This window comes from Synechococcus sp. L2F, assembly GCF_024345695.1.
Classification (GTDB): domain Bacteria; phylum Cyanobacteriota; class Cyanobacteriia; order PCC-6307; family Cyanobiaceae; genus MW101C3.
Map to the genome: position 1 here is coordinate 104,361 of NZ_JAGQBP010000003.1, position 26,994 is coordinate 131,354.

The 26,994-nt window shown below is 67.5% G+C and carries 25 protein-coding genes; 14 read left to right on the forward strand and 11 right to left on the reverse strand.

Features of this window, described 5'->3' with window-relative positions:
- Positions 1–62: 62 nt before the first annotated feature.
- The 3 genes from KBZ19_RS09640 to KBZ19_RS09650 form a co-directional block, all read right to left on the reverse strand.
- Positions 63–1,877, reverse strand: a complete 1,815-nt coding sequence (locus KBZ19_RS09640; RefSeq protein WP_315856346.1) for a penicillin-binding protein 2 — start codon at positions 1,875–1,877, stop codon at positions 63–65.
- Positions 1,878–1,968: 91 nt separating this feature from the next.
- Positions 1,969–2,316: a hypothetical protein gene (locus KBZ19_RS09645; protein WP_094512957.1), complete on the reverse strand. Its 348-nt coding sequence runs from the start codon at positions 2,314–2,316 to the stop codon at positions 1,969–1,971.
- A 177-nt stretch (positions 2,317–2,493) separates the two neighbouring features.
- A complete protein-coding gene (locus KBZ19_RS09650; protein ID WP_255100785.1) occupies positions 2,494–3,918 on the reverse strand; it encodes a CPBP family intramembrane glutamic endopeptidase in 1,425 nt (474 codons plus the stop codon).
- Between the two features lie 74 nt (positions 3,919–3,992).
- Here KBZ19_RS09650 and KBZ19_RS09655 point away from each other — a divergent pair, with 74 nt between their 5' ends.
- Positions 3,993–5,369, forward strand: coding sequence for a histidine phosphatase family protein (locus KBZ19_RS09655; protein ID WP_255100786.1), 1,377 nt, complete (start codon positions 3,993–3,995; stop codon positions 5,367–5,369).
- Positions 5,369–6,640: a dihydroorotase gene (locus KBZ19_RS09660; protein ID WP_255100787.1), complete on the forward strand. Its 1,272-nt coding sequence runs from the start codon at positions 5,369–5,371 to the stop codon at positions 6,638–6,640. The genes KBZ19_RS09655 and KBZ19_RS09660 overlap by 1 nt, the downstream gene beginning before the upstream one ends.
- On the opposite strand, the gene lepB is transcribed toward KBZ19_RS09660, so the two are convergent.
- Positions 6,579–7,409 (reverse strand): signal peptidase I, encoded by an 831-nt coding sequence (gene lepB, locus KBZ19_RS09665; protein WP_255100788.1) that lies wholly within the window; start codon positions 7,407–7,409, stop codon positions 6,579–6,581. The two genes, KBZ19_RS09660 and lepB, sit on opposite strands and share 62 nt — an antisense overlap.
- A 114-nt stretch (positions 7,410–7,523) precedes the next feature.
- Here lepB and KBZ19_RS09670 point away from each other — a divergent pair, with 114 nt between their 5' ends.
- Positions 7,524–9,038, forward strand: coding sequence for a hypothetical protein (locus tag KBZ19_RS09670; RefSeq protein ID WP_255100789.1), 1,515 nt, complete (start codon positions 7,524–7,526; stop codon positions 9,036–9,038).
- Here the strand turns inward: KBZ19_RS09670 and KBZ19_RS09675 are convergent.
- Both KBZ19_RS09675 and KBZ19_RS09680 read right to left on the reverse strand, forming a co-directional pair.
- Positions 8,974–9,351, reverse strand: coding sequence for a Spx/MgsR family RNA polymerase-binding regulatory protein (locus tag KBZ19_RS09675; RefSeq protein ID WP_255100790.1), 378 nt, complete (start codon positions 9,349–9,351; stop codon positions 8,974–8,976). The two genes, KBZ19_RS09670 and KBZ19_RS09675, sit on opposite strands and share 65 nt — an antisense overlap.
- Positions 9,348–9,710, reverse strand: coding sequence for a 2Fe-2S iron-sulfur cluster-binding protein (locus KBZ19_RS09680; RefSeq protein ID WP_094512953.1), 363 nt, complete (start codon positions 9,708–9,710; stop codon positions 9,348–9,350). Before KBZ19_RS09680 ends, KBZ19_RS09675 begins: the two co-directional genes overlap by 4 nt.
- A 171-nt stretch (positions 9,711–9,881) precedes the next feature.
- On the opposite strand from KBZ19_RS09680, the gene KBZ19_RS09685 reads away from it, so the two are divergent.
- Complete coding sequence (locus KBZ19_RS09685) at positions 9,882–10,580, forward strand: class I SAM-dependent methyltransferase (protein WP_233132999.1); 699 nt, start codon at positions 9,882–9,884, stop codon at positions 10,578–10,580.
- A 694-nt stretch (positions 10,581–11,274) separates the two neighbouring features.
- Here KBZ19_RS09685 and KBZ19_RS09690 read toward each other — a convergent pair.
- Entirely contained in the window at positions 11,275–11,787 is a 513-nt protein-coding gene (locus KBZ19_RS09690) for a hypothetical protein (RefSeq protein WP_233132998.1), read from the reverse strand.
- 153 nt (positions 11,788–11,940) lie between these two features.
- Between KBZ19_RS09690 and KBZ19_RS09695 the strand changes: the two genes are divergently transcribed.
- The 4 genes from KBZ19_RS09695 (at position 11,941) to KBZ19_RS09710 (ending at position 16,728) form a co-directional block, all read left to right on the forward strand.
- Positions 11,941–13,761: a proline--tRNA ligase gene (locus KBZ19_RS09695; protein ID WP_255100791.1), complete on the forward strand. Its 1,821-nt coding sequence runs from the start codon at positions 11,941–11,943 to the stop codon at positions 13,759–13,761.
- 74 nt (positions 13,762–13,835) lie between these two features.
- Positions 13,836–14,309, forward strand: a complete 474-nt coding sequence (psb27, locus tag KBZ19_RS09700) for a photosystem II protein Psb27 (protein WP_198948288.1) — start codon at positions 13,836–13,838, stop codon at positions 14,307–14,309.
- A gap of 116 nt (positions 14,310–14,425) precedes the next feature.
- Positions 14,426–15,739: an adenylosuccinate synthase gene (locus tag KBZ19_RS09705; RefSeq protein WP_094512949.1), complete on the forward strand. Its 1,314-nt coding sequence runs from the start codon at positions 14,426–14,428 to the stop codon at positions 15,737–15,739.
- Positions 15,739–16,728 carry an adenosine kinase gene (locus KBZ19_RS09710; protein ID WP_094512948.1) on the forward strand — a complete coding sequence of 330 codons (990 nt, stop codon included), beginning with the start codon at positions 15,739–15,741 and terminating at the stop codon, positions 16,726–16,728. Before KBZ19_RS09705 ends, KBZ19_RS09710 begins: the two co-directional genes overlap by 1 nt.
- Here the strand turns inward: KBZ19_RS09710 and cutA are convergent.
- Both cutA and KBZ19_RS09720 read right to left on the reverse strand, forming a co-directional pair.
- Positions 16,642–17,064, reverse strand: a complete 423-nt coding sequence (cutA, locus tag KBZ19_RS09715; protein ID WP_255100792.1) for a divalent-cation tolerance protein CutA — start codon at positions 17,062–17,064, stop codon at positions 16,642–16,644. The genes KBZ19_RS09710 and cutA overlap by 87 nt on opposite strands.
- Positions 17,065–17,066: 2 nt before the next feature.
- Complete coding sequence (locus KBZ19_RS09720; RefSeq protein WP_094512946.1) at positions 17,067–17,879, reverse strand: precorrin-6A/cobalt-precorrin-6A reductase; 813 nt, start codon at positions 17,877–17,879, stop codon at positions 17,067–17,069.
- 41 nt (positions 17,880–17,920) lie between these two features.
- Between KBZ19_RS09720 and KBZ19_RS09725 the strand changes: the two genes are divergently transcribed.
- Positions 17,921–18,430, forward strand: a complete 510-nt coding sequence (locus KBZ19_RS09725) for a single-stranded DNA-binding protein (protein ID WP_255100793.1) — start codon at positions 17,921–17,923, stop codon at positions 18,428–18,430.
- 141 nt (positions 18,431–18,571) lie between these two features.
- On the opposite strand, the gene KBZ19_RS09730 is transcribed toward KBZ19_RS09725, so the two are convergent.
- On the reverse strand, positions 18,572–18,841 hold the full coding sequence (locus KBZ19_RS09730) for a hypothetical protein (RefSeq protein ID WP_255100985.1): 270 nt from the start codon (positions 18,839–18,841) through the stop codon (positions 18,572–18,574).
- 59 nt (positions 18,842–18,900) lie between these two features.
- Between KBZ19_RS09730 and KBZ19_RS09735 the strand changes: the two genes are divergently transcribed.
- From KBZ19_RS09735 to KBZ19_RS09745, 3 genes are all read left to right on the forward strand, one after another.
- Positions 18,901–19,464, forward strand: a complete 564-nt coding sequence (locus KBZ19_RS09735) for a DUF2854 domain-containing protein (protein WP_255100794.1) — start codon at positions 18,901–18,903, stop codon at positions 19,462–19,464.
- 185 nt (positions 19,465–19,649) lie between these two features.
- Positions 19,650–20,591: an acetylglutamate kinase gene (gene argB, locus KBZ19_RS09740; RefSeq protein ID WP_255100795.1), complete on the forward strand. Its 942-nt coding sequence runs from the start codon at positions 19,650–19,652 to the stop codon at positions 20,589–20,591.
- Positions 20,581–21,705: a DUF3153 domain-containing protein gene (locus tag KBZ19_RS09745; RefSeq protein WP_255100796.1), complete on the forward strand. Its 1,125-nt coding sequence runs from the start codon at positions 20,581–20,583 to the stop codon at positions 21,703–21,705. Before argB ends, KBZ19_RS09745 begins: the two co-directional genes overlap by 11 nt.
- 88 nt (positions 21,706–21,793) lie before the next feature.
- Here KBZ19_RS09745 and priA read toward each other — a convergent pair whose 3' ends face one another.
- Positions 21,794–24,082, reverse strand: a complete 2,289-nt coding sequence (gene priA / locus KBZ19_RS09750; protein ID WP_255100797.1) for a primosomal protein N' — start codon at positions 24,080–24,082, stop codon at positions 21,794–21,796.
- Between the two features lie 383 nt (positions 24,083–24,465).
- Between priA and rpoD the strand changes: the two genes are divergently transcribed.
- On the forward strand, positions 24,466–25,839 hold the full coding sequence (gene rpoD / locus KBZ19_RS09755; RefSeq protein ID WP_255100798.1) for an RNA polymerase sigma factor RpoD: 1,374 nt from the start codon (positions 24,466–24,468) through the stop codon (positions 25,837–25,839).
- A gap of 27 nt (positions 25,840–25,866) precedes the next feature.
- Positions 25,867–26,994 (forward strand): glycosyltransferase family 2 protein, encoded by a 1,128-nt coding sequence (locus tag KBZ19_RS09760; protein ID WP_094512938.1) that lies wholly within the window; start codon positions 25,867–25,869, stop codon positions 26,992–26,994.

A 26,994-nucleotide genomic window follows, 5' to 3' on the forward strand; every position in this document is an offset into this window, starting at 1 on the left:
TGCACACACAAGCGTGGAGTCTCAAGCTACCGAGCAGCTTTGCGGCCCACTCCTGACCGTGCTCAACCCCGCACCGTTGCGGCCCCCTGAGCCGGGGTGGTCCTGCCAGCAGCTCCAGCTTGAGCGCCTGCAGCCGCAGCGGGATTGCGCGCCGGTTCGCTGGGGGCCACCTTTTCGAGCACCAGCAGGGCTTCGATGATCTGCCGGGCCACCGGCACCGCCACGGTGGAGCCGTAGGCATTGGACCCCTGGGGTTCGTCCACCACCACCAGCACCACGTAGCGGGGGTCCTCGATCGGCAGCGTGGCCACGAAGCTACAGATGCGGGCGCCGGCGATGTACACGCCGTTGAGGGCCTTCTGGGCCGTGCCGGTCTTGCCGCCGATCCGGTACCCCTCCATCTTGACGCCAGGACTACTGCTGCTCTTCACCACCGATTCCATCCAGGCCAGCACCTGCTTGGTGACGGCCGGATCCAGCACCGGCAGGCCCTGGGCCGGTGGTGCGGCGTCCGCCAGACCTTCGCCCGAGCGCAGGCCGCGGGTGATGTGCGGGCTCACCAGCCGGCCGCCGTTGGCGAGCATGGCGTGGAGCTGCAGCAGCTTGAGCGGGGTGAGCGAGAAGCCCTGGCCAAAGGCCGCGGTGGCCGGCTCGATCGGTTGGGTGGTGAAGATCTCCCGGCTCTTGAGCTGGCCGGCGACGGCTCCCGGCAGGTCGGTGTCCGGTGTCGTGTCGATGCCGATCCTGCGCAGCCATTCCCAGAACTGCGCCGGCTTCACCTGCCGCATGGCCAGCACCATGCCCACGTTGCTCGACACCTGCAGCACGGTGGGGAAATCGATCAGGCCGTTGCCCTTGCGGTCGTTGTTGAAGATCGGCCAGCCGCCGATTGTGAGCTGGCCGCTGTCACTCACTTTTCCATCGGCCTTGATCGCTTTTTCCTGCAAAGCAATCGCCAGGTTGATCGGCTTGAAGGTGGAGCCCGGTTCGTAGAGATCCTGCACCGACCACTCCCGGAAGAGGGACGGCGAGAAGCTCCAGAACCGGTTGGGGTCGTAGCTGGGGGCGGAGGCGAGCGCCAGCAGTTCGCCATTGCGCACGTCCATGACCATGGCGGCGCCGCGTTTCGCCTTCCATTGCTTCATCTGCTTCACCAGCGCCTGCTGGGCCACCTGCTGCAGCCTGGCGTCGAGGGTGAGCTGAAGCCTCAGGTCGTCGCTGTAGAGGGCACCGGCCTGGATGCCGTCCGGTAGAGGGGTGCCATCGGCGCCGCGGCGCATCTTGCGCACGCCCTCGTGGCGGCGGAGTTCCTTGTCGCGGCTCTGCTCAAGGCCCGCCTGGGCCACCCGTTCGAGATTGAGGAACCCCACCACGTTGGCGAACAGCTGCCCCTGGGGATAGATGCGCTGGGGGTAGGCCTCAAGATCCAAGCCGCTGATGCCCAGCTCCCGCACGCGGCGGGCAGTTTCCGGATCCAGCTCGGTGGCGAGTTTCACCCCTGAGCGGCGTGGCCCCATGCTCTGAACGAGGGCTGTTTCCGGCATGGCCAGCACCGATGCCAGCCTCTGGGCCACATCGGTGGGCGTGCGGACCAATTGCGGGTCATCGCCCGGAAAGTTGAAAAAGCGGGGATGGGCCCAGAGGGTGAAGCGCTCTTCATCGAGAGCCACCAGTCGCCCCTGGCGATCCACGATCGGCCTGCGGCGGCCGATCGGTTCCACCTGCTGGGTCTGAACGGCGCGCGCCCTCGACTGCAGCCGGTCACCTTCCTTGACCTGCAGCCAGGCCAGGCGGATCGACAGACCGACCAGGCCGGCGGCCAGCAGCAGGAAGACGGCCACTAGCCGTCCGGCCGGTACCGACTGCAACGCAACCACCCGACGGTTGCGGCCACCGCGCGCAGGGGGGTCGTTTCGCCGGATGGGCGCAGACGGCGCGGAACCGGTCCATCCCCTTGATCGCACCACCTCAGTAACCGGGACGAACGGTGCGCTGGCTGACGTCGAGCATGGTGGCGTTCACCTGGCCGAGCAGGGGGAGTTGCGCAGCGGCCTTGTGGTGATCCGATGGCGAGGGCAGATAAACGAGTTGGCGGATGCTCGTCGGGATCAACTGACCGGGCCGCCGAGCCGCCGTCAGGTGATGGCGCTCCAACTGGGCCACCGATTCCTGCAGGCGGTGCTCAAGCACCTGAGACGATTCCAATTCCTGGTAGCTCCTGGTCCATTGGCTCTGCCAGTGGACCGTGAGGGCTGCCAGACCGATCATCGAGCCGCCAAGGGCGATCAGGAGACCATCAGCAGCCTTGTGAAGCACGGCGAGAACTGGAGCTTGTCGCGCAACCTTGCGCGACGACAGAGAACCGTGGATGACGGCGAAGGAGCGCCGGTGAAGGGAGGGCTCTGCAGCAGGTGCGGCTGAAGGGACAGCGACCACGGGAATGTGCCTCGATCCGCCAGTGAACCATGCGTGCGCAGGCTCAGCAAGGCGACGTCAGCTTCCCAGCAGAAGCAGGTTGGTGAAGGTGAAGCCGTTCCAGAGGGAATGCAGCCACACACTTGCACTCAACCGGCCGCTGTTGAGCCGCAGCCAGCCCAGGGCCAGGCCCAGCACGAACAGGGCGGGAAGCTCCCCAAGACTCAGGTGCGCCACCGCGAAGATGGTGGCACTGATCACCACTCCCCAGCTGGGTCCAAGGTCGCGGGCCACCACCGGCAGCAGCACACCACGAAAGATCACTTCCTCGAACAGAGGAGCCAGCACAACGGCGGTGAAGGCGAAACACAGCAGGCCGAGGCTGCTGCGGTTGTTGAGCACCATCTCCAGCAGCGGATTGCTGCCACCGGGATCCGGCCAGATCTGCTGCTGCAGCCAGCCGGCGAAGCTCACCAGCGGCAGCACCATCAGAAAATACTGAAACGACCTACCCAAAGTGGGCGCCAGCGGCCGCCAGCGGAACTGCAGCCACCCCCCCTCGGGGCCGGCCTTGGGCAGCATCAGCAGCAGAATCGCCAGCGGAGCGGCGATGAGGCCGAGGTAGAGCGCCACCACGGTGAGGCCTTTCGCCAGGGAGGGTTCCACCTGCAGCCCGTCGAGCAACTGCTTCAGCACCGGGCTCACCAGCACCGGCGTGAGCACTTCGCCCAGCAGCACGAAGCCGCCCGAGATCAGCAGGATCAGATCCACCGCCCCCAGCTCCGGTCCCACCAGCGGCGGCAGCGGGCTCGGTTTGGTTCTCACGCGCACCCAGGCCGCTCGCACCAGCAGGGCCAGGCCGGCCAGCAGGGCCAGGGCCGGCAGCGCGTTCGCCGCCAGCAGCTGGGCCTTGGCCCGGCGCTCTTCTGCAGGCAGGGCGCAGCGGTCCGCAGACCCGCCCAGTGCCTGGCAGGTGAGGCGCCGCTGGAGCGGGTTCTCCAGCGGTAGAGCAGCGGCCACCGGGTCGACGCCGGTCCTTGGGCTGCCCGCCAACAGGCTCTGGATCAGGGCGCTCTGGCCAGGGTCGGTGCCGTCATCGAGCCGCTCCAGCAGGGGGCGGGCTTCCTCGGGAGTGCCCGCACGGATCAGCAGCAACGCCCGGGTCAACAGGGTGGAGCGCTGCTGGACGCGGGCAAACTCGGGGTCCTGATCGTTTTCGGCGCTGTCCGGCAGGGGCGGCAGCTGGGCCTGGCGCTGCAGTTCAGCCAGCAGTGAGGCTTCCGGCTCCTGGCCCACCACGGCGGCACGCCAGCTGGGGGGCAGTTGGGGCGCCGCCAGCGCGGCCAACTCAAGCTGGCGCCGGCCGAGATCGTTGCCTACCGATGGGCGGGTGAGGCTTGCCACCAGGCCATTGACCCAGAGCAGCAGGCTGAGGGCCAGGCTGACGAAGGCCAGCGCCGTTTTCCAGGGGGGGATGCGTTGTCTGGGGCCTGCCGTTGTCACAACACGTCCCGTCTTTGCATCGATTGTGCCCTGAAGCCCTCCCATACGATGGCCTCGCTTGCGGCTCCATCCCTGTGCCCCTCCGGCTTCTTCTGGTCCGTCACGGGCTGAGCAGCTTCAACACCGAGCATCGGGTGCAGGGGCGCGACGACCTTTCCACCCTCACGAGCGAAGGCGTGCGTCAGGCCACCGCCACCGGTGAGGCTCTGCGCGGGCTTGACATCGCCGCCGCTTACACCTCGCCGCTCAGCCGCGCCAGCGCCACGGCCGCCGCCCTGCTGGAAGCCCATGGCGGCGGACAGCGCGCCGAGGCGGACAGCGGTCTGCTGGAGGTGGATCTGGGCCCCTGGAGCGGTCTGCTGAGCCGCGAGATCCGCGACCGGTTTCCTGCCGACTACGCGCTCTGGCGCCAGGCCCCCCACACCCTCGAACTGACCCGCCACGGCCAGCCCTACCGGCCGGTACCCGAACTCAGGGACCAGGCCGCCGATTTCCTCGAACGCCTGCTGAAGCGCCATCTGCCGGTGACCGACCCTGCGGCCGAAACGTCTTCGGCTGATGGGCCCGTGTCGGTGCTCGTGGTGGCCCACAACGCCATCCTGCGCTGTCTGCTGCTGGCGGCACTCGGTCTGCCCGCCAGCGACTTTCAGCGGCTGCGCGTGGATAACGCCTCCCTCTCGGTGCTGAATCTGCGCCGACGCCCCGATCACACCGTGGAGGTGCAGATCGAATCGCTCAATGGCACCGCCCATCTGGGTGTGCCGGTGCCACCGAAGGGGGAGGGGCCCCGCCTGCTGCTCGTGCGCCACGGCGAAACCGACTGGAACCGCCAGGGGCGCTTCCAGGGGCAGATCGACATTCCGCTCAACGGCCATGGCCAGGAGCAGGCCGCCGCCGCCGGCCGTTTCCTGGCCGAGCTGCCGATCCAGCGGGCCTACAGCAGTGCCATGGCGCGGCCACGCCAGACCGCCGAAGCGATCCTGGCGCTCCACCCCGGCGTGCCACTCACCAGCCTGCAGGGCCTGGTGGAGATCGGCCACGGCCAGTGGGAGGGCAGGCTGGAGGCGGAGATTGAGGCCGGTTGGCCCCAGTTGCTGGCCGACTGGAAGCGGGCGCCCCACACCGTGCAGATGCCCGATGGGGAGAACCTTCAGCAGGTCTGGGATCGTTCGCTCGACACCTGGGAGCGGATCGCCCGCAGCCTTGCCGACGACGAGACCGCGCTCGTGGTGGCCCACGATGCCGTCAACAAAACCCTGCTCTGCGCCTTGCTCGGGCTCAGCCCCGCCGACATCTGGATGGTCAAGCAGGGCAACGGCGGCGTCACTGTCATCGATTACCCCGCCCGCCAGGCCAGCGGCCCTGTTTCCGCCTGGCCGGTCGTATCCAGCCTCAACCTCACCAGCCACCTCGGTGGTGTGATCGACCGCACGGCTGCCGGTGCGCTCTGATGGCGGCCCGCTTCCTGTCGCAGGTGCAGGTGCTGGCCGGTCCGGATCAGCCCCTGCGCCACCGCGATGTGCTGCTCGATGATGGCGTGCTGATCGGTTTCGATCAGGCCGCCGCCAGCGAGGCGCAGCATCGTGGTCTCGTGCCGCTGGTCGCCCACGACTGGCTGCTGGCCCCGGCCTTGGTGGATCCCCACAGCACCCTGGAGGAGCCCTTCGCTGGTCGGGCGGAAACCCTGGCCAGCCTGGTGGCCTCCGCGGCGGCGGCGGGCTATGGCACCGTGGCCTTGCTTCCCCGGGCCGGCAGTTGGCGGGACCGTCCGGAGCGGCTGCAGTTGCAGGCCCCAGATCCCTTTCTCCTGCCGCTCTGGGGGGCGTTCAGCCGCGGAGGACGCGGCCAGGAGCTGGCGCCCCATGGTGATCTGGCGGCGGTCGGCGCCATCGGCCTGGCCGAAGACGGCGCCCTGCCGCCCCTGGCGTTGCTGGAGCGCGGGCTGCGGCTGGCGGAGGCGGGGCCTCTGCCCGTGTTGCTTTCACCCCGCGACCCTGACCTCACCCTCGGCGGTTTCGTGCGGGAGAGCGTGGAGGCGCTCCGGGCTGGTTGGCCGCCGGATCCCGTGTTCAGCGAAACGCTGCCGTTGCAGAGCCTGCTGCAGCTGGCCCGCGCCCTGCCCGATGCTCCGCTGCGGCTGGCGAATCTCTCCACCGCTGCGGGGGTGGCCCTGTTGCGCAGCTCCGGGCTGCCGCTGCAGGCGAGCGTCTGCTGGTGGCACCTGGTGGCGGACAGCGGCAGCCTTGATCCGGTGGCCGAAGGCTGGCGCCTTGAACCCTCGCTGGGCAGCCCGGAGGATCGCCACGCCTTGATCCAGGCCCTTGCCGACGGGGTGCTCACAGCGGTGGCAGTGCATCACCTGCCGCTTGATGCCGAAGAACGCCTGCTGCCGCTCGATCAGCGCCGCCCCGGGCTGGCTGGTCACCGCCATGTGCTGCCTGCCCTGTGGCAGGAGCTGGTGGTGCAGCAGGGTTGGGCGCCTGCTGCGCTCTGGCAGCGTCTCTGCTGGGGCCCCGCCAGGTTGCTGGGGCTGGACGAAGACAGGCTGGAGCCCGGTTCACGCCGCTGGTTGCTGTTCGATCCCGCCGCCGCGTCAACCCTGGAGGCAGCCGATCCCTATGCGTCGCGTGCGGCTAATCAGCCCTTCGAAGGTGAAACTGTCACTGGCCGGGTGCTGGCGGTGGGGGTGCTGCCGGAGCTGTGGCGGGGGCCTCAGGTATGAGCAGGGGCGGAACCGCTGATTCACCACTGGCCTTGTCGTTTTCGCCGAGCTCACCCAGGCGATCCAGCGGCCAGAACCGGTAGAAGGCCCGGCCGATCACCTCTTTCTGGGGCAGGAAGGGGGAGCCGGGCCAGAAGCGTCCATCCCAGCTGTTGGCGCGGTTGTCGCCCAGCACCAGCACCGAACCGGCCGGTACCACGGTGTTGATGGTGCGGCAGGGCCCCGCTCCCTGACTGTCGACGGGGCAGTAATTCTTGACGTACGGCTCATTGAGCAGCTTGCCGTTGATGCTCACCCGCCCGCGGGGATCCACGGCCACGCGCTCGCCCGGCAGGGCCACCACTCGCTTGATGTAGGCATCGCAGGCCGGCTCCTGAAGGCCCGGCAGTGAGCCCACCAGTGGAATGTTCACCAGCAGGCAGCGCAGCGGACCGCTGTTGCGATCCTTTCGCAGAGCTGGATCGAAATGGAAGGGGGAGTTGAACACCAGGATTTCGCCCCGGCGTGGCTCGCGGTTCCGCAGCGACAGCTTTTCCACCAGCAGCCGGTCGTTGATCTGCAGCCCCGGCAACATCGAGCCAGAGGGGATGAAGCGGGCCTCCATCAGAAACTGGCGGATGCCCAGCGCCACCAGCAGGGTGATCAGGACGCTGCGCCAGAAGGCCCAGGCGCTCTCGGATTCACCGCCGCGATGGCCCTTCGGCGGAGGGGAAGGCTGCTCGGGGTTCGTGGGCGCTTCTGGAGGCCTTGGCAGATCCTCAGTGGTCAAGAGAGTTCGGGCAGCGGAGGGAGGGCGCCGGAGGCGCGAAGTGGCCGATTTGAAACCTTAAGCGCCCAGCCATGTTCCCTTGCGTTCCTACCCTGACCAAACCGCTCGGTGTTCATGGTCCGCCCCCGCTGGCATGCGATCCGGCCTTTTGCCAGCAATGCGTTGGCGCGCCGCTGGGACCGTTTCGTGGCGATCTGGGCCAGCTTCAATCTGCTGTGGGTCTGCTTCGACCTCACCTACGTTCCGCTGCGCACCTTCTGGCTGCAGCGGAACCTCTATCCGCTGCCTTCGCTGCCGGTGGTCCTGCCGCTGCCGTTGCTGCCCGACATCACCCCCCTCTACGACCCGGTGAAGGGCATCGAACCGCACCGGGAAACCCAGGCCTACCTGGCCGCGTTCGAGCAGCTCGATCGTGCCCTTTCCGCGGGTGAGAGCGCGCCGGAGCTGCGTCGTCGGCAGGTGGAGCTCACCCAGCAGATGATCGACGACAACCCGTTCCTGGCTTCGGTGGGGGCGGGCACGCTGGAGAAGATCAAGAACCGCCTGCGCCAGCAGGCTGACCTGGATTCCGCCAAAGGCTCTGCCGAGAGGCTGCTGAGCGATGCATGGCTGCGCCAGCACACCTGGGAAACGGAGCGCCGCTTCTGGCAGCAGCAGGTGCTGCCGCTGGTGTCCACCAACTACTGGCGATCAATCGATGAGAACGGCCGCCCCACCGACCACTTCTGGCGACTGGATCTGCTGGCGTTCCAGAGCGTCTTTCTGCTCGACATTCTCTTGCGCGCCGCCCGGCTGCGGCGGCGCATCCCCGGGCTGAGCTGGGGGGGAGCGCTGCTGCGCCGCTGGACCGATCTGCCACTGCTGCTCCCCTTCTGGCGCTGGCTGCGCCTGGTTCCCGTGGTGGAGCGGCTGCAGGTGAGCGGCCTCGTCAACTTCGAGCCGCTGCGCGCGGTGGTGAGCAGGGGAGTGGTGTCGCTGCTGGCCGTGGAGCTGTTCGAGGTGCTGGCCCTGCAGCTGGTGGATGGGGCTCAGGGACTGATCCGTTCCCCCCACTGGCCCCGGCGCATCCGGGCCCTGCGCAGCCACCAGACCGTGACGATCAACGAGGAGCGTGAGCTGGTGGAGCTGTTGCGCATCTGGGGCCCCCTGCTGCTCAACGACGTGATGCCGCGGCTGGCGCCGGAACTGCGAGCCCTGCTGAGCCACATCCTTCAGCAGAGCCTGCAGCAGACCGTGGTGCCTCAGGCGCTGCGCCAGCTTCAGCCGCTGCTGCAGGTGGAGCAGGAGCTCGCCCGCCAGCTGTCCGCCGGGATGGTGGACAGCCTCCTGGAGCTGTCCCGCAATGCCGGCCGGCGGCTGGAGTACCCGGACGACCGCCAGATCGACCTGATGCAGCGCTCCCTCGACCGTTTCTGGGAAGAGCTGGCCGGCAGCCTCGAATCGGGCCCAGCCGTGACGCGCAGTCAGCACCTGTTGTGCTCGCTGCTTGAGGAGCTCAAGCTCACCTATCTGGGCCAGATCAACCGCAGCGGCATCGATGCCCTGATCCGCGAGCTCGATCAGCTCACGGTGCCGCCGGTGCCTCCGGTCGAAGCAGCGTCTGCCACTGCTGGGGATCAAAGCCCGTGAGCACGGTGCCGCTGGCGCTGATCAGGAAGGGCCGCTTGATCAGCTTCCCGTCAGAGGCCAGTGCGGCCAAGGCGGCTTCGTCGTCCATGGCTTTCACCACGGCGGAGCCCAGGGCGCGGTAGCTGACGCCGCTGGTGTTGAACAAGCGGCGGCGTTCGAGCTGGGCGAGGGCCAGGCGCAACTCCTCCAGGGAAGGAGGATGAAGGGTGATGTCAATCACCTCGGCGTCGAGGCCATGCTCCTGCAGCCAGCGCAGGGCTTTTCTGCAGGTGGAGCAGGCGGCGTAGCTGTAGACCCTCAGGCCCACGCTCACTTCATGCCGACGAGGGCCTTGAGCGCACCAACCAGACTGTTGGAGCCCTTGCCGACGGCGGCATCCGGACGGGTGCGGATGGTGACATCCCCCGTGACGCTGGTGCGGCAGCTCAGGCGGTAGTTGGCCGGACGATCGGAGAGGTACACCTGTTCGACGTCGCTGCGGGGGGAGAGGTTGCGCTCGCCCTCCAGCACCTCGACGACGCAGGTGCCGCACTGGCCCAGGCCCCCGCAGTTGTTGAGGTTGTTCAACCCTTTGTAGGGGTTGATGCCAGCGTCGAGTGCCGCCTTGCGGAGGTTCGCCCCCTCGATGCAACCGACGTTCTGGCCTTCGTTTTCGAACCGGATCGTGGGCACGGCAGGGAGGGAGTCTGGGCGCCGACCAACCTACCTGCAGGCGGTGGCCCTTGCCCGTGAATGCAACGCTTGTTGGCCCATTTCCCAGGCTCGGCGTCGCTGTCGCGGGATTGCCAACGGGCTGCCCAGCCCGCGGTGCCGCCTAGCATCGCTGACAACGGATCCTGGGCCTTGGCGTCAGCTGAAGTTTCTCCTCTGATCGATCCGCTCGAACCCGAGGGTTACGACCTGGTGGTGCAGCGGTTGATCCCGGGCTACGCCAGCCTGGCGCGCTTGGCTGTGGCCTTGCTCGCCGCTTCCCCGCTCGCCGCTCCTGAGGGCGCCGAGGTGCTGGTGGCCGGATGCGGCACGGGGGCTGAGCTGGTGGAAGCCGTTGCTCAACGCCCCGATTGGCAACTCACGGCGATCGACCCTTCAGCGGCCATGCTCGCCGCCGCAAGGCAGCGCCTCGGCGAGGCTGCCCCGATCCGCTGGCTGCAAACCACGGCAGAGGCGCTCACGAACGAGCAGGGGTTCGCCGGCGCTCTTTCCGTGCTCGTGCTCCAGTCGCTCCCAGACGACGGCACCAAGCTGGCGTTCCTGAGTGCCTTGGCCCGCTGTCTGCGGCCCGGCGGCCAACTGGTGCTGGTGGATCTGATGCGGCCGGCCCTGCCGCTCCTCCAGGAGCAGATCACCGAGGCCTGGCTCGGCTTTCAGAGGGTGAGCGGCCTCGAGCTGGATGCCGACCGGATCGCCCCCCTCACCCAGGGCCTCCATCCGATCGGCGATGCCCGCCTCACGGCATTGGTGAATGCCGCAGGTTTCGGCGACCCTGCACGCATCTTTCAGGCCCTCGACTACGAAGGCTTTCTGCTCCAGCGCGTGGCCTGAGAGCAGACACTGCAGACCCCCTGAGCACCGCCAGTGCACCGCCTGTGAGCGCCGTCATGGGGCAGCACGTGCGGCGTTGCCATCGCACAACTTGCCACTGGAGTTGGCTCTGCCTGAGGGGACGTTCAGGAAGTGAGCAAGCTCAGCGAGGGGCTGTTCAGCGCAGAACCTTTCGGGGCAGGCTCAATGGACCGATGCCCGAGGAAGGCGGCTGGGCCTGGTTGTGGTGCAGGGGCGCTGGTGCGCTTGGCAGACGGCTCAGGCGGGGCAGGACGGCAGGCCGAGATCCCATCACCGAGATCAACGGAATGAACACGGCCATCAGGCCGATCAAGCCGCCCGCAACGGCCGAGCTGGAAAACAGGAGGGATTCCGTACTGAATGGGTCCTCGCCAGGGTCGGCGTCGGATTCAGTGAGCGTGGAAGGGAGGTCTTCGGCTGGAAATCGAGACTGGGCGGAGTCCATGGACGGGGATTGAGGGACACCCCCCGAGCTCAGGATTGCGGCACGAAAGGCCGTGGGGCTCGGGTGGCAGATCCAGAGCAGGAACAGCGCTGCTGGGGCAGGTCTGTAACGTCTGCTGCAAAAATGGTGGAGTTAATCCACCATTTCGGCATGGATCTTGGCTCGATTATGCCATCTTTTCGTTTTGCTTGCCGTGCGTCGTGTGGAACGCCTGTCAGGAGGCAGCGATCAGGCTGCCGGCCGTGACTGCTCAATGTGCTCCCGTTTGCTGTTCAGGTCGGTGGGAGCACGTTCCATGCCCTGAAGTAGGCGCCGGATCCCCTGCAGTTCGTCAAGGATGGATCCCAGCAATTGCTGGGTGATGGTGGAAGGGGCGTTGAGAACTTCCACTGTGACTTCCTTGATGCGAAGCACGTCACGGGCGAACCTGGCCACTTCGTTGGGGTGAAACAGCAGCGCTTCCTTCTGATCGGTGCGGTATTCGGGGTTGAGACGCCGTGGGTTGAAGGGAGGATTGAGATTGCGCGGTTCGGTGTTGGTGTAGCGATACACCGAGGCGCGCGAGCGGTTCAGAGCCCGCTGCACCTCATCGATGGTGATCAGGCCTTCCGGGGGTGCGTCGGCACTGAAGGACGGGGCGCCGGGGGGCGTGGAGTCTTGAGCGTGTGGGGGTACCGCAGGGGAACCAGGGCCAGGGCCGGCCACCCCACCCCCGAAAGCGCCCTTCGGATGTGTGGACATGAGACAAACCTTGGACTACTGGGACTCAAAAATGAATGTAGCAGAAATCGCCGCGGCGTTTGGGTTCCCGCCGAGCCTTTCGCCGTCGTTCTTGCCGCTCGCCCCTGCCGAGGGGCTCGGTGATAGCGTCCAGCCCCTGCTCCGGTTCGCTCGATGCGTGTCTCCCGCCTGATGCTGGTGACGCTTCGCGACGATCCTGCGGAGGCGGAGATTCCCTCCCATCGGCTGCTGCTGCGTGCTGGTTACATCCGCCGCATCGGTTCCGGGATCTACGCCTACCTGCCCTTGCTGTGGCGTGTTCTGCAGAAGGTGTCGGCCATCGTGCGAGAAGAGATGAACGCCACTGGGGCGCTGGAAACCCTTCTCCCCCAGCTGCAGCCCAGCGAACTCTGGGAGCGCAGCGGCCGCTGGCAGGGCTACACCGCTGGGGAGGGCATCATGTTCCACCTGCTCGACCGCCAGGACCGTTCGCTTGGCCTGGGCCCCACCCACGAGGAAGTGATCACGGCTCTGGCGGCGGATCTGTTGCGTTCCTACCGACAGTTGCCGGTATGTCTGTATCAGATTCAGACGAAATTCCGCGATGAGATCAGGCCCCGTTTCGGGCTGATGCGTGGCAGGGAATTCATCATGAAGGACGCTTATTCCTTCCACGCCGATGAGCAGGATCTCAAAGCGGCTTACGGCGTGATGGACCAGGCCTACCGACGCATCTTCGAGCGTTGCGGCTTGCGTGCCGTGGCGGTGGAGGCCGACAGCGGTGCCATCGGTGGTTCCGCCAGCCAGGAGTTCATGGTCACCGCCGATGCCGGCGAAGATCTGATCCTCGCCAGCCCCGATGGCCGTTACGCCGCCAACCAGGAGCGCGCCTGCTCCCGGGTGGAGCCGGCGGTGCCACTGGCAACGACGGCACCCCCCACCCTGCTGGCCACCCCCGCTCAGCGCTCGATCGAGGCGCTCTGCAGTGCCCATGGGTTTGATCCTTCCCAAACCGTGAAGGTGCTGGTGCTGCTCGCCCGCTTCGCCAGCGGTGGGCCCCTGCCCGTGCTGGTGAGCCTGCGCGGCGATCAGACTCTCAATCCTGTGAAGCTCTCCAACGCGGTTTCCGCCCGCTGCGCCGATTCAGGCGCCTTGCTGAGCCTCGAGCCGATCACGCCTGAGCAAGTTCTGGCGGAAGGGCTTGAGCCCTGGCCGCTGGGGTTCCTGGGCCCCCACCTGCCTGATGCGCTGCTGCAAGGGGCTGCGAGCTGGCAGCAGCGCTTCCTGCGGCTGGCCGATCCGTCGGCCGCCGATCTCGGCGCTTTTGTCTGCGGTGCCAACAGCCTCGACCATCACCTGGTGGGAGCCTGCTGGGGCGAGGCCATGCCCACGCCCGACACTGCGGATCTGCGCGCCGCCCAGCCGGGTGACCGTTGTCTGCACGACCCCGAGCAGCGTCTGGAAGCCAGCCGTGGCATCGAGGTGGGGCACATCTTCCAGCTGGGCCGCAAGTACTCCACTGCCCTGGATGCCTGCTTCACCAATGAGGCCGGAGTGGAGGAGCCGCTGTGGATGGGTTGCTACGGAATCGGTGTGTCACGGCTGGCCCAGGCGGCGGTGGAGCAGCACCACGACGCCAACGGCATTTGCTGGCCGCTACCGATCGCGCCCTACGAAGTGATCGTGGTGGTGGCGAACATGCAGGAGCCTGTGCAGGTGGAACTGGCCGAGCGACTCGATGCAGCCCTGGAGGCCGGCGGGCTCGAGGTGTTGCTCGATGACCGCCCCGAGCGCGCGGGTGTGAAGTTCAAGGACGCCGACCTGATCGGCATTCCCTGGCGGGTTGTGGTGGGGCGCGGGGCCGCCCAGGGCCAGGTGGAGCTGGTGGAGCGCCGCAGCGGCGAGCGGCAGGAGCTGGCCGCCGCTGATCTGCCCGCCCAGCTGATCGCGGTGGTGGAAGCGGGCCGGCTGGGCAGGGGGGCCCCCTCCTGCTGAGCGCCGGGGGCCTGAGTGCGGGGGGAACTCGCTGGCACGGCTTATAGAGTTTCCCGATTCAATCAGGAGCACCGATGGCCGCGCACCCCTGGCGTTTCGAAGCAGGCCAAGGCACCTTCCGGCCCTTGTTGCTCGCCGTTCAACGTCTCGGCCGCCGGCTGATGGCGTCGGCCCTGATGGTCGCGCTTTGCCTCTCCCTCACGCTCACGGCCTGTGGCAGTGCCACCGGCAACCTCAGCGGCGTCTACGTGGACGACACCGTGACCGTGGCCCAGAGCCTGCTGAGCACCATCGCCCTGGAGCAGGACGACCCCGCCCGCAGCGCTGCCGAGACCGACGCCCGCGCCCTGATCTCTGACTACATGGCGCTTTACCGCCCCCGGGCGAACGTGAACGGCCTGCCCTCCTTCACCACCATGCAGACCGCCGTCAATTCGCTGGCGGGCCACTACACCAACTACGCCAACCGCCCGCTGCCCGACGCGTTGCGCGCCCGCCTCGAGAAGGAGCTCAAGAAGGCTGAAACCAACGCCGTGCGCGGCGCCTGAAGCCCGGACCACCCCCGCCGGGATCACGGATGCCGCTGGGGGGTTTACGAAGGGGCAGCTGATCTGAGAGGCTCTCTGTTTGTGCTTAGAAGCGGCTTCGGGCCGCTGTTTCCTTCTTGGCCAATGTCGTCGTCATCGGTGCTCAATGGGGTGACGAAGGCAAGGGAAAGATCACCGATCTGCTCAGCCGCTCCGCCGATGTGGTGGTGCGGTATCAGGGGGGTGTGAACGCCGGTCACACGATCGTCGTCGACGACAAGGTGCTCAAACTGCACCTCATTCCTTCCGGCATTCTTTATCCCGACACCACGTGCCTGATCGGCTCCGGCACGGTGGTCGACCCGAAGGTCATGCTCGGTGAGCTCGACATGCTCGCCACGTTCGGCATCGACATCTCCGGCCTGAAGCTCGCCTCCACGGCCCACGTGACCATGCCTTACCACCGCCTGCTGGATCAGGCGATGGAGCAGCGCCGCGGCGATCGCCGCATCGGCACCACCGGTCGGGGCATCGGCCCCACCTATGCCGACAAATCGGAGCGCAACGGCATCCGGGTGCTCGACCTGCTCGATGTGGACCGGTTGCGGGATCGCCTGTTGGCCCCCCTGGCCGAAAAGAACCTGATCCTGGAGCGCATCTACGACCTGCCGCCGCTCGATCCCGAGGAGGTGATCCTTGAGTACGCCGCCTATGGCCAGCGGCTGGCGCCCCACGTTGTCGACTGCACCCGCACGATCCACGAGGCCGCCCGTGCCCGCAAGAACATCCTGTTCGAAGGGGCCCAAGGCACCCTGCTCGACCTTGATCACGGCACCTACCCCTACGTCACCTCGTCCAATCCGGTGTCCGGTGGCGCCTGCATCGGCGCAGGGGTGGGCCCCACGCTGATCGACCGTGTAATCGGTGTGGCCAAGGCCTACACCACCCGCGTGGGCGAAGGGCCTTTCCCCACCGAGCTCGAAGGCAGCCTCAACGATCACCTCTGCGATCGCGGCCATGAATTCGGCACCACCACCGGCCGGCGGCGCCGTTGCGGCTGGTTCGATGGCGTGATCGGCCGCTATGCCGTTCAGGTGAACGGCCTCGATTGCCTGGCGATCACCAAGCTTGATGTGCTCGATGAGCTCGACGAGATCCAGGTGTGCGTGGCCTATGAGCTCAACGGCGAGCGCATCGACCACTTCCCGAGCAGTGCCGAGGATTTCGCCCGCTGTCAGCCGATCTTCGAAACGCTGCCCGGCTGGCAGAGCTCCACTGCCGACTGCCGCCAGCTTGAGGAGCTGCCGGACACGGCAATGGCTTATCTCCGCTTCCTCGCCGAGCTGATGGAGGTGCCGATCGCCATCGTGTCCCTCGGGGCTCAACGTGACCAGACGATCGTCGTGGAGGATCCGATCCACGGTCCGAAGCGGGCCCTGTTGAGCGCGTGATGCCCAGACAATTTGATGTCGTCGGCATCGGCAACGCCATCGTGGATGTGCTGGTGCAGGCGGATGATGCCTTCATTGCTGCCCATGGCCTCACCAAAGGCACCATGGCGCTGGTGGATGAAGCCCAGGCCGATCGCCTCTACGCCGCCTCTGGCCCTGGCCTTGAAACCTCAGGCGGATCCGCAGCCAACACCTTGGCGGGCATCGCCCAGCTGGGCGGCCGCGCCGGTTTCATCGGTCGTGTCCGCAACGATCAGCTGGGCGGGATCTTCGCCCACGACATTCGTTCTGTGGGAGCTCACTTCCAGACGCCCCCCACCACGTCCGGTCCCTCCACGGCCCGCTGTCTGATCCTGGTTACCCCCGACGCCCAGCGCACGATGTGCACCTATCTGGGGGCCTCGGTGACGCTCGATCCCGCCGACCTCGACCTGGAGCTGGTGGGGCAGGCGAAGGTGCTCTACCTGGAGGGCTATCTCTGGGATTCCGAGCCGGCCAAGCGGGCTTTCATCGCCGCTGCCGAGGTGGTGCGCGCCCATGGTGGTGAGGTGGCCCTCAGCCTCTCCGACGGTTTCTGTGTGGAGCGCCACCGCGCCAGCTTCCTCGAACTGGTGGATGGCCACGTGGATCTGCTCTTCGCCAACGAGCTGGAGATCTGCTCCCTCTATGCCACCGACAGCTTTGAGGAGGCGGTGGACCGGGTGCGTGGTTGCTGCAAGGTGGCCGCGCTCACCCGCAGCGAAAAGGGATCGCTGGTGCTGGCCGGAGGGACCAGTCACACGATTGCGGCATATCAGCTGGGCCCCCTGGTGGACACCACCGGCGCCGGCGACCTCTACGCGGCCGGCTTCCTGCACGGCTACACCCAGGGCCAGAGCCTTGAGGACTGCGGTCGACTGGGCTCACTCTGCGCCGGCCTGGTGGTCACCCAGCTGGGACCCCGACCCCAGGCCTCCCTGCAGGATCTGGTGCGGCTGCATCTGGGCTGAGCCGGCCAGCTCATCCTGCAGCCACAGGCCATAGGCGCCTTCAGTCTGGGCCGGCCAGTGGATCCACTCCGGCGTGTCGTAGCTGTGCAATGCGTGCAGGCGCCGCCTCAACGCCTCCAGCTGGGTGGCGCTGGTTTTGATCAGCAGCTGCACTTCCGTGCTGCGCTCCATCCTTCCTTGCCAGTGATAGAGCGAGGTGATCGGCAGCAGGCTGACGCAGACCGCCAGCCGCTCCTCCAGCAGGGCCTGCGCCAGCCGCTCAGCATGGGCGGCGTCCGCCTCGGTGGTGAGCACCAGTGTGAGCGCCGTGGCAGGGTCGTTGGAAGGCGGTGGCATGGCTAGAGCCAGCGGGCGGGCTGGCCCAGCTTCTCCAGCAGCTCTGTCAGCGGCAAGCCTTCCACCCCTGGGGGTTCGGCGGGGCGCGCCAGCAACAGCAGCTGCAGATTTCTGGCGGCACAGAGCTGTTGCCAGCCGCGCTCTGTGTGCCCACCCGACTGCCGGCAGAGCACCGCGCTGATCTGCCACTGCCGCAGCAGCGCCTGCTCGATGCCGAGGGCCGCCCCCCCCAGTGGGCCGCCCGCCGGCCGCAGGCAGGCCAGGTGGGCATCCGGCAGCCCCGCTGCCCGCGCCTGCTGCAGGCTCGCGGGTGTGGGCAGCACCCGTGCGAAGAGCTCCACCCCGCTGGCATGGGCAGCGGCGGTGGCCAGATGGCGAGCACCGATCGCCAGCAGCAGCCGTTGACCGCGCAGATCTTCCTTCCCCAGGGCCTGCAGATCGCTCAACAGGGTCTGCCGCGGGGCGAGGTGCGGCTCCAGCGGCCGCAGCAGCCGCAGCAGCGGTTGCCCCAGCGGCTGGCAGGTCGTCGCCAGCTGAGCGCTGATCTGCACCGCAAAGGGATGGCTGGCGTCGATCACCCATTGGTAGGGGCGCCGCTGGAGGCGCGCCGCCTCCAGGTGCCGCTGGATGCCGGCGCTGCCCTGCATCGCGCCCACCTCCAGCAGCAGCCGGGGGTGCGGGGAGTAAGCGCGCCCCGCCGTTTGGCTCACCACGGAGACGGTCAGCTCCCAGCCGTTCGCCAGCAGCGCCCCCGCGAGCCAGGGACCTTCACCGGTGCCGCTGATCAGCCACAGGCGGCCGCTGGTGCATTTCACGGCCGTGCATCAGGATGTGGCCCGCCGGTGCGGACGGAGAGATGAATCACTGCTTGCTGGAGGGGGTGGTGCTGGAGGCGCCCCAGGTGCGCTACACCCAGGACAACCAGACGCCGGTGGCGGAGATGGCCGTGCAGATCGACGGGCTGCGCCCGGATGACCCGCCCGGCCAGGTGAAGGTGGTGGGCTTCGGCAATCTGGCGCAGGACCTGCAGAACCGCGTTCAGGTGGGCCAGCGCTTGGTGCTGGAAGGGCGCCTGCGCATGAACACTGTGAACCGCCCGGATGGCACCAAGGAGAAGCGGGCCGAGTTCACCCTCTCCCGGCTCCATCCCCTCGGCGGAGCTGTGGTCGGTGCTGGCGGAAGCGCCGACCCATCCAGGGCGCCGGCGCCAGCTCCTGCGCCGATGGGGGCCTCACGGGCCGCCGCTCCTGTGCGCCAGCCGGTGCGGCAGAACCCGCCACCTGCCGCTCCCGCCCCGGCCACACCCACCTGGAATTCCGCTCCTCTCGTGCCTGACACCCAGGAGGAAGACGACATCCCGTTCTGATCAGGAGACAGGGCATGCGTGAACCAACCTGCGCGCGTGACTGAAGCAAGCGGGCGTGCCCTGCTGAACGAATGGGCCGGATGCGCTCGGATGAGGGGGTTGGCGGCCAAACGGACGTCGCCACTCCCACCACCGGACGTTTCAGTCGGTCTGCAGCTTCTCGCGGGCCTGGTCGAGCATCTGGCCCAGTTCGCGCTCCAGGGCTGCCAGATCGAGGCGCAGCTCACCCCAGCGGCCCGCATCGATCTGACGCAGCAGCCAGAGCCGGTCTTCGGTGAGCTGATCGAGCAGCACCCGGTTGCTCGGTGCCTGTGCGGCTCCAGTGGGGTTGGCTGAGGCTGCCGCCCGGCCGGCATCAACGTTGGCGGCTACCGCAGGTTCGAGGCCGTCGGCAGGCGGCGACAGGGACATGGAGGCGGATCGCTGGCGTTGCCTCTCCATCCTGCACGGCTTTGCTGGAGGATGGGTCCATGCAAGCCCTCACCTCCCCCGGCAGCCTGCTCACGATTCTCGGAGCGGTGCTCACCGTGATCGGTTCGATCGCGTACGTCACCGATAGCCCGAACATCAGCCTGGCCGGTGTCTTCTATGGCATCCCTGTGTTGTTGGGTGGCCTGGCGCTGAAATCCTCGGAGTTGCCGCCTGCCGAACGGCTCACCCCCCCGGCCACCTATCAACGTCTGCGGGAGGAGACGGCCAGCGAGCCGCTCCGAAAAGTGCTCAAGGACGTGACCCGTTGGCGCTACGGCCAGAAAGCCCACCTGGAATCCTCCCTCGAAGCCCTCAAACTCTGGGACGAGGACAGCCCGCCCGAGCTGGTGAGCGTGGCTGAGCTGGAGCAGGGCGGTGCTTATGGCCTGATCCTGCGCTTCCGTCTCAATGGCGTGAGCCTGGAGCGTTGGCAGGCACGTCAGGAGCGCCTTGGTCGTTTCTTCGGCCCGGGCCTCACGGCCGAGTTGCGGCCGCTCGATGCCTCGCTCCTGGAGCTGACGCTGCTACCCACGGCGGCTGTCAGCCCCGAGCCTGTGCCCTGATCTCCGCACCTCCCCAGGGCCTCCGACGGCTCTGAACCCGTGGCGTTCCACCGCCCGGGCACAGCTCGGTACCAGCCCATCCCGGCCACGGACCCGTCCACTCCAGTCCAGCCCGGTACCCGCCAGCGCCGTCGATCCCGGCCCGCTCTCCTCAGTCTCTCCACCCACCATCACCCCGCAGTCCATTGAGCCAGGACCCCTTGATCAGCGCCGAGGACAGCCTGCGGGTCTCCGTCCTCAGCGAGGCCCTTCCCTACATCCAGCGCTTCGCCGGCCGCCGGGTGGTCGTCAAGTACGGCGGTGCGGCCATGGCCCACAAGTCGCTGCAGGAGGCGGTGTTCCGCGATCTGGCCCTGCTCGCCTGTGTGGGGGTGCGGCCGGTGGTGGTGCACGGCGGCGGCCCGGAAATCAACGAGTGGTTGACCCGGCTGGCGATCAAGCCCACGTTCCGTGACGGCCTGCGCGTCACCGATGCCGACACCATGGATGTGGTGGAGATGGTCCTGGTGGGCCGTGTAAACAAGCAGATCGTCAACGGCCTCAACCGCCTGGGCGGCAGGGCCGTGGGGCTCTCCGGCAGTGACGGGAGGCTGGTGGAGGCCCGCGCCTGGGGCGGTGGCTCCCACGGACTGGTGGGGGATGTGGCTGCCGTGAACCCCGCCGTGCTCGCTCCCCTGCTTGACGCGGGCTACATCCCGGTGATTTCCAGTGTGGCCGCCAATGCCGAAGGCCAGGCCCACAACATCAACGCCGACACGGTGGCGGGTGAGTTGGCCGCTGCCCTGCAGGCCGAAAAGCTGATCCTGCTCACCGACACCCCCGGCATCCTCACCGACCGCGACGATCCCAGCTCGCTGTTGCGCCATCTGACCCTGGCCCAGGCCCGCGAGCTGATTGCCAGCGGCGTGGTGGCCGGTGGCATGACCCCCAAGACCGAATGCTGCATCCGCGCCCTGGCCCAGGGGGTGGGGGCCGCTCACATCGTTGATGGTCGCGTCCCCCATGCCCTGCTGCTGGAGGTGTTCACCGATGCCGGCATCGGCACGATGGTGGTCGGTCGCTGCCAGCCGGATACCGTTGCCGCCTCGCCCGTCCGCCGCTCCGGCTTGCCTGGCCATGGAGGATGAGTCCTTGCTCAGCGCGCGCCGCGCTCTCGAGCGGGGCGACTACGGCCAGTGTCTGCGATTGCTTCAACCCCTGGCCGACCAGCACCCACCCAGTTCCCCGTTCGGCGGTCAGCTGCGGCTGTTGATGGTCACCGCCTGGATCGGCCAGGGTGACACCGCCGCTGCTCAGGCCTGCTGCCGCAGCCTGCGCGCCAGCACCGATCCTGAACTGCGCCTGCAGGCCAGGGATCTGCAGATGATCCTCGATGCCCCGGCGCTGCAGCGTCCGGCCAATTGGTCCCTCACCCTGCCGAGCCTGGGTGGGGCCGAACCCCTGGAAGGCCGGCTGAAGTCTGCCAGCCGCTGGCTGCCGCGCCGCGATGGGCCGCCTGAGCCGCCGCCGCCACCGGTGGGCCCCACGCGCCAGCCCCTTGGTTTCGCCGTGGTCGCCCTGGTGCTGCTGCTGGTGCTCACCCTGCTGAGCGGATGCCTGCGGGTGGACACGGAGCTGCAGTTTCCGGGCCCGGGGCGGCTGCAGCTCACCCAGGTCTGGAGCAGCGACACCGGCCGCCAGCTCCCCTGGCAGCAACGCTTCGCCACGGCCGTGGCGGAGGCCGATCCAGGTGCCCGCCTGAGCCTCAAGGGAGACGGCCCCCGCCAGGTGCTGCGCAGCCCCTCCCTGCCGGCGGTGGAGATTCAGGCCCTGCTGGCACGCACCACGACCCTGGCCGCTGAACGGATCGGTGTGGTGCTGCCCCCGCCCCGCCTCGAACTGAGCGAGCGGAACTGGCTGCTGGGGGTGCGCCAGCACCTGTGGCTGGAGCTCGATCTTCAGCCCCTTGACGCCGTTCCGGGCCTCGATCTCCAGATGGTGCTCCGTCCGGTTTCTCTCGGCGCCGTGCGGCAGGCCGCCCCCCGGCCGGCCGCTCGCGAAGGAACCGGTGTGCGCTGGCCCCTTGCCACCGGCGCCGCCAATCGGCTGGAGCTGCTCACCTGGCGCTGGAGCAGGCTGGGTCTGGGTGGGATGGTGATCCTGCTGCTGCTCTGTGCCGCCCTTGCCCTGCAGCGGTTGCGCTGGTCATCGGGGTTCGGCTGGCCCGAGCTGCCCGTTCCCCAGGACGCCGACGGGGCCTGATCAACGCCGCCTTTCCAGGTGCGCCGGCGCAGAGGTTCTGTTGCAGAGTGACTGGGAGCCGCTTGCCAGCCCCGAGAGGCTCTGCCGCTCAGAGCTCCATCGGATCGGGATCGATGCTGAGCGTCACCCGGCCGTCGAGGCCCTGGCGCAGCGCCTGCTCCTCGGCCAGGGGCAACGGGGTGCCGGCCGGCCCGTGCAGCAGCAGTTGCCAGCGGTGCCGACCGGCCACCCGCGCCACCGGTGCTGGTGCCGGCCCGATCAGCTCCCAGCCTGCCGCCTCCACCGCCGGGCGCACCCGCTCCGCCAGTGCGGCGGCGGTGGTGGCGGTGGCGCTGGCGGAGTCACCGGCGAAGCGCAGCAGACAGGCACGGCTGAAGGGCACCAACCGGGCCTGACGGCGGAGCCGCAGCTCCTCGTCGAGGAAGCGCTCGTAGTGGCCATCGATCAGGTGACAGATCACCGGATGGTCAGGGCTGTAGGTCTGCACCAGCACGGATCCCGGCCGTTCGCCCCGACCGGCCCGGCCGGCGAGCTGCAGCAGCAGCTGCAGGCACTGTTCCGCGGCGCGCAGATCGGGCCGGTGCAGCAGACCATCAGCCGCCAGCACCGCCGCCAGCGTCACCCGGGGCAGGTCCATGCCCTTCGCCAGCATCTGGGTGCCCACCAGCACGTCAGCGTCTCCGGCGGCGAAGGCTGCCAGCAGACGCCGGTGGCCGTCACGGCCGCGGGTGGTGTCGCGGTCGAAGCGGAGCACCCGCAGCCCTTCCAGCTCCTTCTCCAGCTGCTCGATCACTCGCTGGGTGCCGGCGCCGAAGGGTTTGAAGGCGGTGGAACCGCAGTGGCCGCAGCGCTCGGTGATCTCCTGGCGGTGGTCACACCAGTGGCAGCGCAGCCAGGCACGGCCCTCACGCTGGCGGTGCACGGTGAGTGCCACATCGCAGTGGGGGCACTGCACCACTTCACCGCAGCTGCGGCAGCTGAGGAAGCTGCTGTAGCCCCGCCGCGGCACCAGCACCACCGCCTGCTCGCCACGCTCCTGCACCTGCTCCAGCCGCTCCATCAGGGCCCGGCTGATCAGGCGCCGGTGGCCATCGGCCAGCTCCAGCCGCATGTCCACCACGCTCACCGACGGGGTCTGGGCGCCGCCGATGCGCTCAGGCAGCCGCAGCAAGGTGGTGGCAGGGCGCCTGCCGACGTCACCGTAGCCAAGTCTGGACGGTTGGCAGGCCAGCCAGGTTTCCAGGGAGGGGGTGGCGCTGCCCAGCAGCAGGCGGCCGCTGTTCCGGCAGCGGATCCGCGCCACGTCGCGGCAGTGGTAACAGGGCATGGGAGCGTCCTGTTTGTACGAGGTGTCGTGTTCCTCGTCCAGCACGATCAGACCGAGCGGCTGCAGCGGCAGGAACACGGCGGAGCGGGTGCCCACCACCAGCAACGGCTCGCCTTGCCGGGCCGCCAGGCAGCGGCGCCACACCTGGACCCGCCCGGCGTCGCTGACGCCGCTGTGGTATTCGAGAACGTCGCCGCCGAAACGGGCATGGCAGCGATCCAGCAGCTGGGGGATCAGGCCGATCTCAGGGGTGAGCAGCAGCACGCTTTCACCGGCCGCCAGCGCGGCGGCGGCGGCCTGGAGATACACCTCGGTTTTGCCCGAGCCGGTCACGCCCCAGAGCAGCAGCTCACTGCCCGGCGGCGAGGCCAGGATCGCCTCCAGGGCCTGCTGCTGGGCTGTGGTGAGCGACCGTGGCGTGCTGCGGTCGCCGCCGGGCAGGCCATGGGCACGAGCAGCCGTCTCCGGGCCCGGCAGACGGGCTGTGATGCACACCCCGCCCCCACGGCGCAGCCCCTCCACCACCGAACGGCTGAAGCCCCATCCGCCGCAGACATCGCGCAGCCAGGCCCCGCCCCCGCACTGGTGCAGGGCCACCAGCAACTGCTGCTGACGAGGACTGGCCGCTGCCGCGTCCGCCGTCGCGCTTACCCACTGGAGCGGGCGCGGCCCGGCCGGCTGGGATGGGCGCCACTGGCCAAGCCAGCCCGACGGCAGCGCTGATTTGAGCGTTTTGAACACCGTGGTGTGGCATTGATGGGCCACCTCCTGTAACAACTCCTGCCAGAGGGGATCCACGGCGGCGCGCTGATGCACGGCGGTGATCGCCAGCAGCCGCGCCGCCTGCAGATCGGGCGGAAGGGCCTGGAGCGCCTCCACCACCAGTCCCACATGGGGCCGTCCACGCAGTGGCACCCGCACCAGATCGCCGGCGGCGATCTCAAGATGCTGGGGATTGGCATAGGTGAAGATGCGGCCTTCCCGGCCGGCTTCCACCCAGACCTGCCAGTAGATCACTGCCGTGGAGGGTGGGGCGTGTGCATCGGCCACGACGAGCTGCTGCGTTTGCCTTGCAAACACCATGGGTGTTTCTTAAGGTGATCAGGTTGAGCAGTCCAAACGGCTGCTGTCGGAACCAGGCAGAGTTCCGTCCAGAGGGAAGATCTGAAGCCAGCCATACGGATTTTTCTCCGCAGGGCTGCTGGGTCTGCGACCACCCCTGACAGCCCTGCTCTGGCCTTCGCGCCGCCGTTGTCGTTTCCGGTCTGGTTCCATCTCGTTAGGGCGCTCGATTTCCCATCGTGCCTGGCACTTCGGCGAATGCCGCGGGGCCTCGGCATGTTGGTTGACGTCGATGCCATCACGCCAACGGGGCGACCTCTCCAGAACGCTTCTCCCAGCCTTCGTTTTCAACCCGTTTCGCCCTTCCCCCTATGAGCCCAGCTGCTGCGGCCAAGCCCAAGATTCCTGCTGCCACCATCCTCGCGGTGTCCTCGCCCAACGGTGAGGAAACGTTGATCCAGCCCAAACCCGCGAAGGCTGTCAAGAGCAGGTCCAAGCCCGCTGCTGCCGCAGCCTCTGCCGAAGGTGAAGCGACAGCCACCACCAAGGCGGCGGCCGAAGCCAAGCCCAAGGCCACCCGCACCCGCAAGCCGGCGGCGGCCAAAGCCGCCAAGGTGGCAGCGGCTCCTGTCAAGGACGCTGAGGCGGTGGACGCCGTTGATGACGTCGAGTCGCTCGACCTTGATGGCATCGCCGACGAGCTGCTCGCCCAGGCCGACGACACCACCAAGGCCAAGAAGGAGGCCAAGGCGGCTTCCGCCAAGGCTCTGGCCAGCATCAAGGTGGGCCCGAAAGGTGTGTACACCGAGGATTCGATCCGGGTTTACCTCCAGGAGATCGGCCGCATCCGCCTGCTGCGCCCCGATGAAGAGATCGAGCTGGCCCGCAAGATCGCCGACCTTCTCCACCTCGAGGAGCTTGCCGCCCAGTTCGAGCAGGACAACGGCCACTACCCCGACACCAAGGAGTGGGCGGTGCTGGTGGACATGCCGCTGGTGAAGTTCCGCCGCCGCCTGATGCTCGGCCGGCGCGCCAAGGAAAAGATGGTGCAGTCGAACCTGCGCCTGGTGGTGTCGATCGCCAAGAAGTACATGAATCGCGGCCTTTCCTTTCAGGATCTGATCCAGGAAGGCAGCCTCGGCCTGATCCGTGCCGCTGAGAAGTTCGATCACGAAAAGGGCTACAAGTTCTCCACTTACGCCACCTGGTGGATTCGTCAGGCGATCACCCGCGCCATCGCCGATCAGAGCCGCACCATCCGCTTGCCTGTTCACCTCTACGAAACGATTTCCCGCATCAAGAAAACCACCAAGGTGCTCAGCCAGGAATTCGGCCGTAAACCTACCGAAGAGGAGATTGCGGAGAGTATGGAGATGACGATCGAGAAACTGCGTTTCATCGCCAAATCCGCCCAGCTGCCTATCTCCCTGGAAACTCCGATCGGCAAGGAGGAGGATTCCCGCCTTGGCGATTTCATCGAGGCGGATATCGAGAATCCCGAGCAGGATGTGGCCAAGAATCTGCTGCGTGAGGATCTCGAAGGTGTGCTTGCCACCCTCAGCCCGAGGGAGCGCGATGTGTTGCGCCTGCGCTACGGCCTTGACGATGGCCGGATGAAAACCCTTGAGGAGATCGGTCAGATCTTTGACGTGACCCGCGAGCGCATTCGCCAGATTGAAGCCAAGGCGCTGCGCAAACTGCGGCACCCCAATCGCAACGGGGTGCTGAAGGAGTACATCAAGTAACCTCCAATCGTCAGCGTTCCCTCCGTTTTGCCCGCATCGGTCGTCGCGTCTGCCGGGTCTACCCCGGCAGCGAGGGTCACCATTGTTCTGCCCACTTTCAACGAGCGGCAGAACATCCAGCCCATCCTCCAGCAGTTGTTGGCTCTGCGTGATCGCTTTCAGCTGGAGGTGATCGTCGTTGACGATGATTCCGCCGATGGAACGGCTGATTTCGTCAAGGAACTGGCGCATGGGGAGCCTTGCCTGCGCCTCATCCGCCGTGTGGGGCGCTCAGGCCTCTCCAGCGCCATCAAAGAAGGCCTGCTGGACAGCACCGGCGATCTTGCCGTGGTGATGGATTGTGATGGCCAGCATGAGCCCGCGTCGGTGGCGGCGGCGCTGGAGCTGTTGCTGGCCCGCAACGTCGATCTGGTGATCGGCAGCCGCTTTCACCCAGAGGCTTCCATCAAGGGGTTGAGCGACAAACGGGAAGGGGGATCGGTGCTGGCCAATCGCCTGGCACGTTTCACCCTGCCCCGCTATCGCCACCTCAGCGATTTTATGAGTGGCTTTTTCGCCCTGCGCCTCGACCGCTGCCTGCCGATGATCCGGCAGGTGGATTCTCAGGGGTTCAAATTTCTCTACGAGCTTCTGTCGATCAGCCGCGGGCATCTGATTGCCGAAGAAACCCCGCTCACCTTCCAGCCCCGCACCTTCGGAAGCTCCAAGCTGGACATCTCCGTTCTGTGGGACTTCGGCGTTTCGATCATCCATACGTTGCTGCTGCGGATGGTTCCACGGCGTGCTGTGAGTTTTGCCCTGGTTGGTGTTTCCGGGATCGGCGTGCAGCTGTTGGTGTCCAACCTCTTAATCCTGCTGGGCTTCTCCTTCGTGGCCTCGTTGCCACCGGCTGTGATCGCCTCGGCCTGTAGTAATTATCTCGTGAACAACACCCTCACCTTCCGCCACCTGCGGCTCAAGGGTTTCCCTCTGTTTGCCGGGCTTGTCAAGTTTCTGGTGGTGGCCTCGTTGCCGATGCTCGCGAATATCGGCCTGGCCAGTGTGTTTTACACGAGGGTGGCGAGTGACACCCTCTTCGCCCAGATCGCCGGTATTGCCGTGGTGTTTGTGTGGAACTACGCTGCTTCATCGCGTTTTGTCTGGAACACCCCCTGA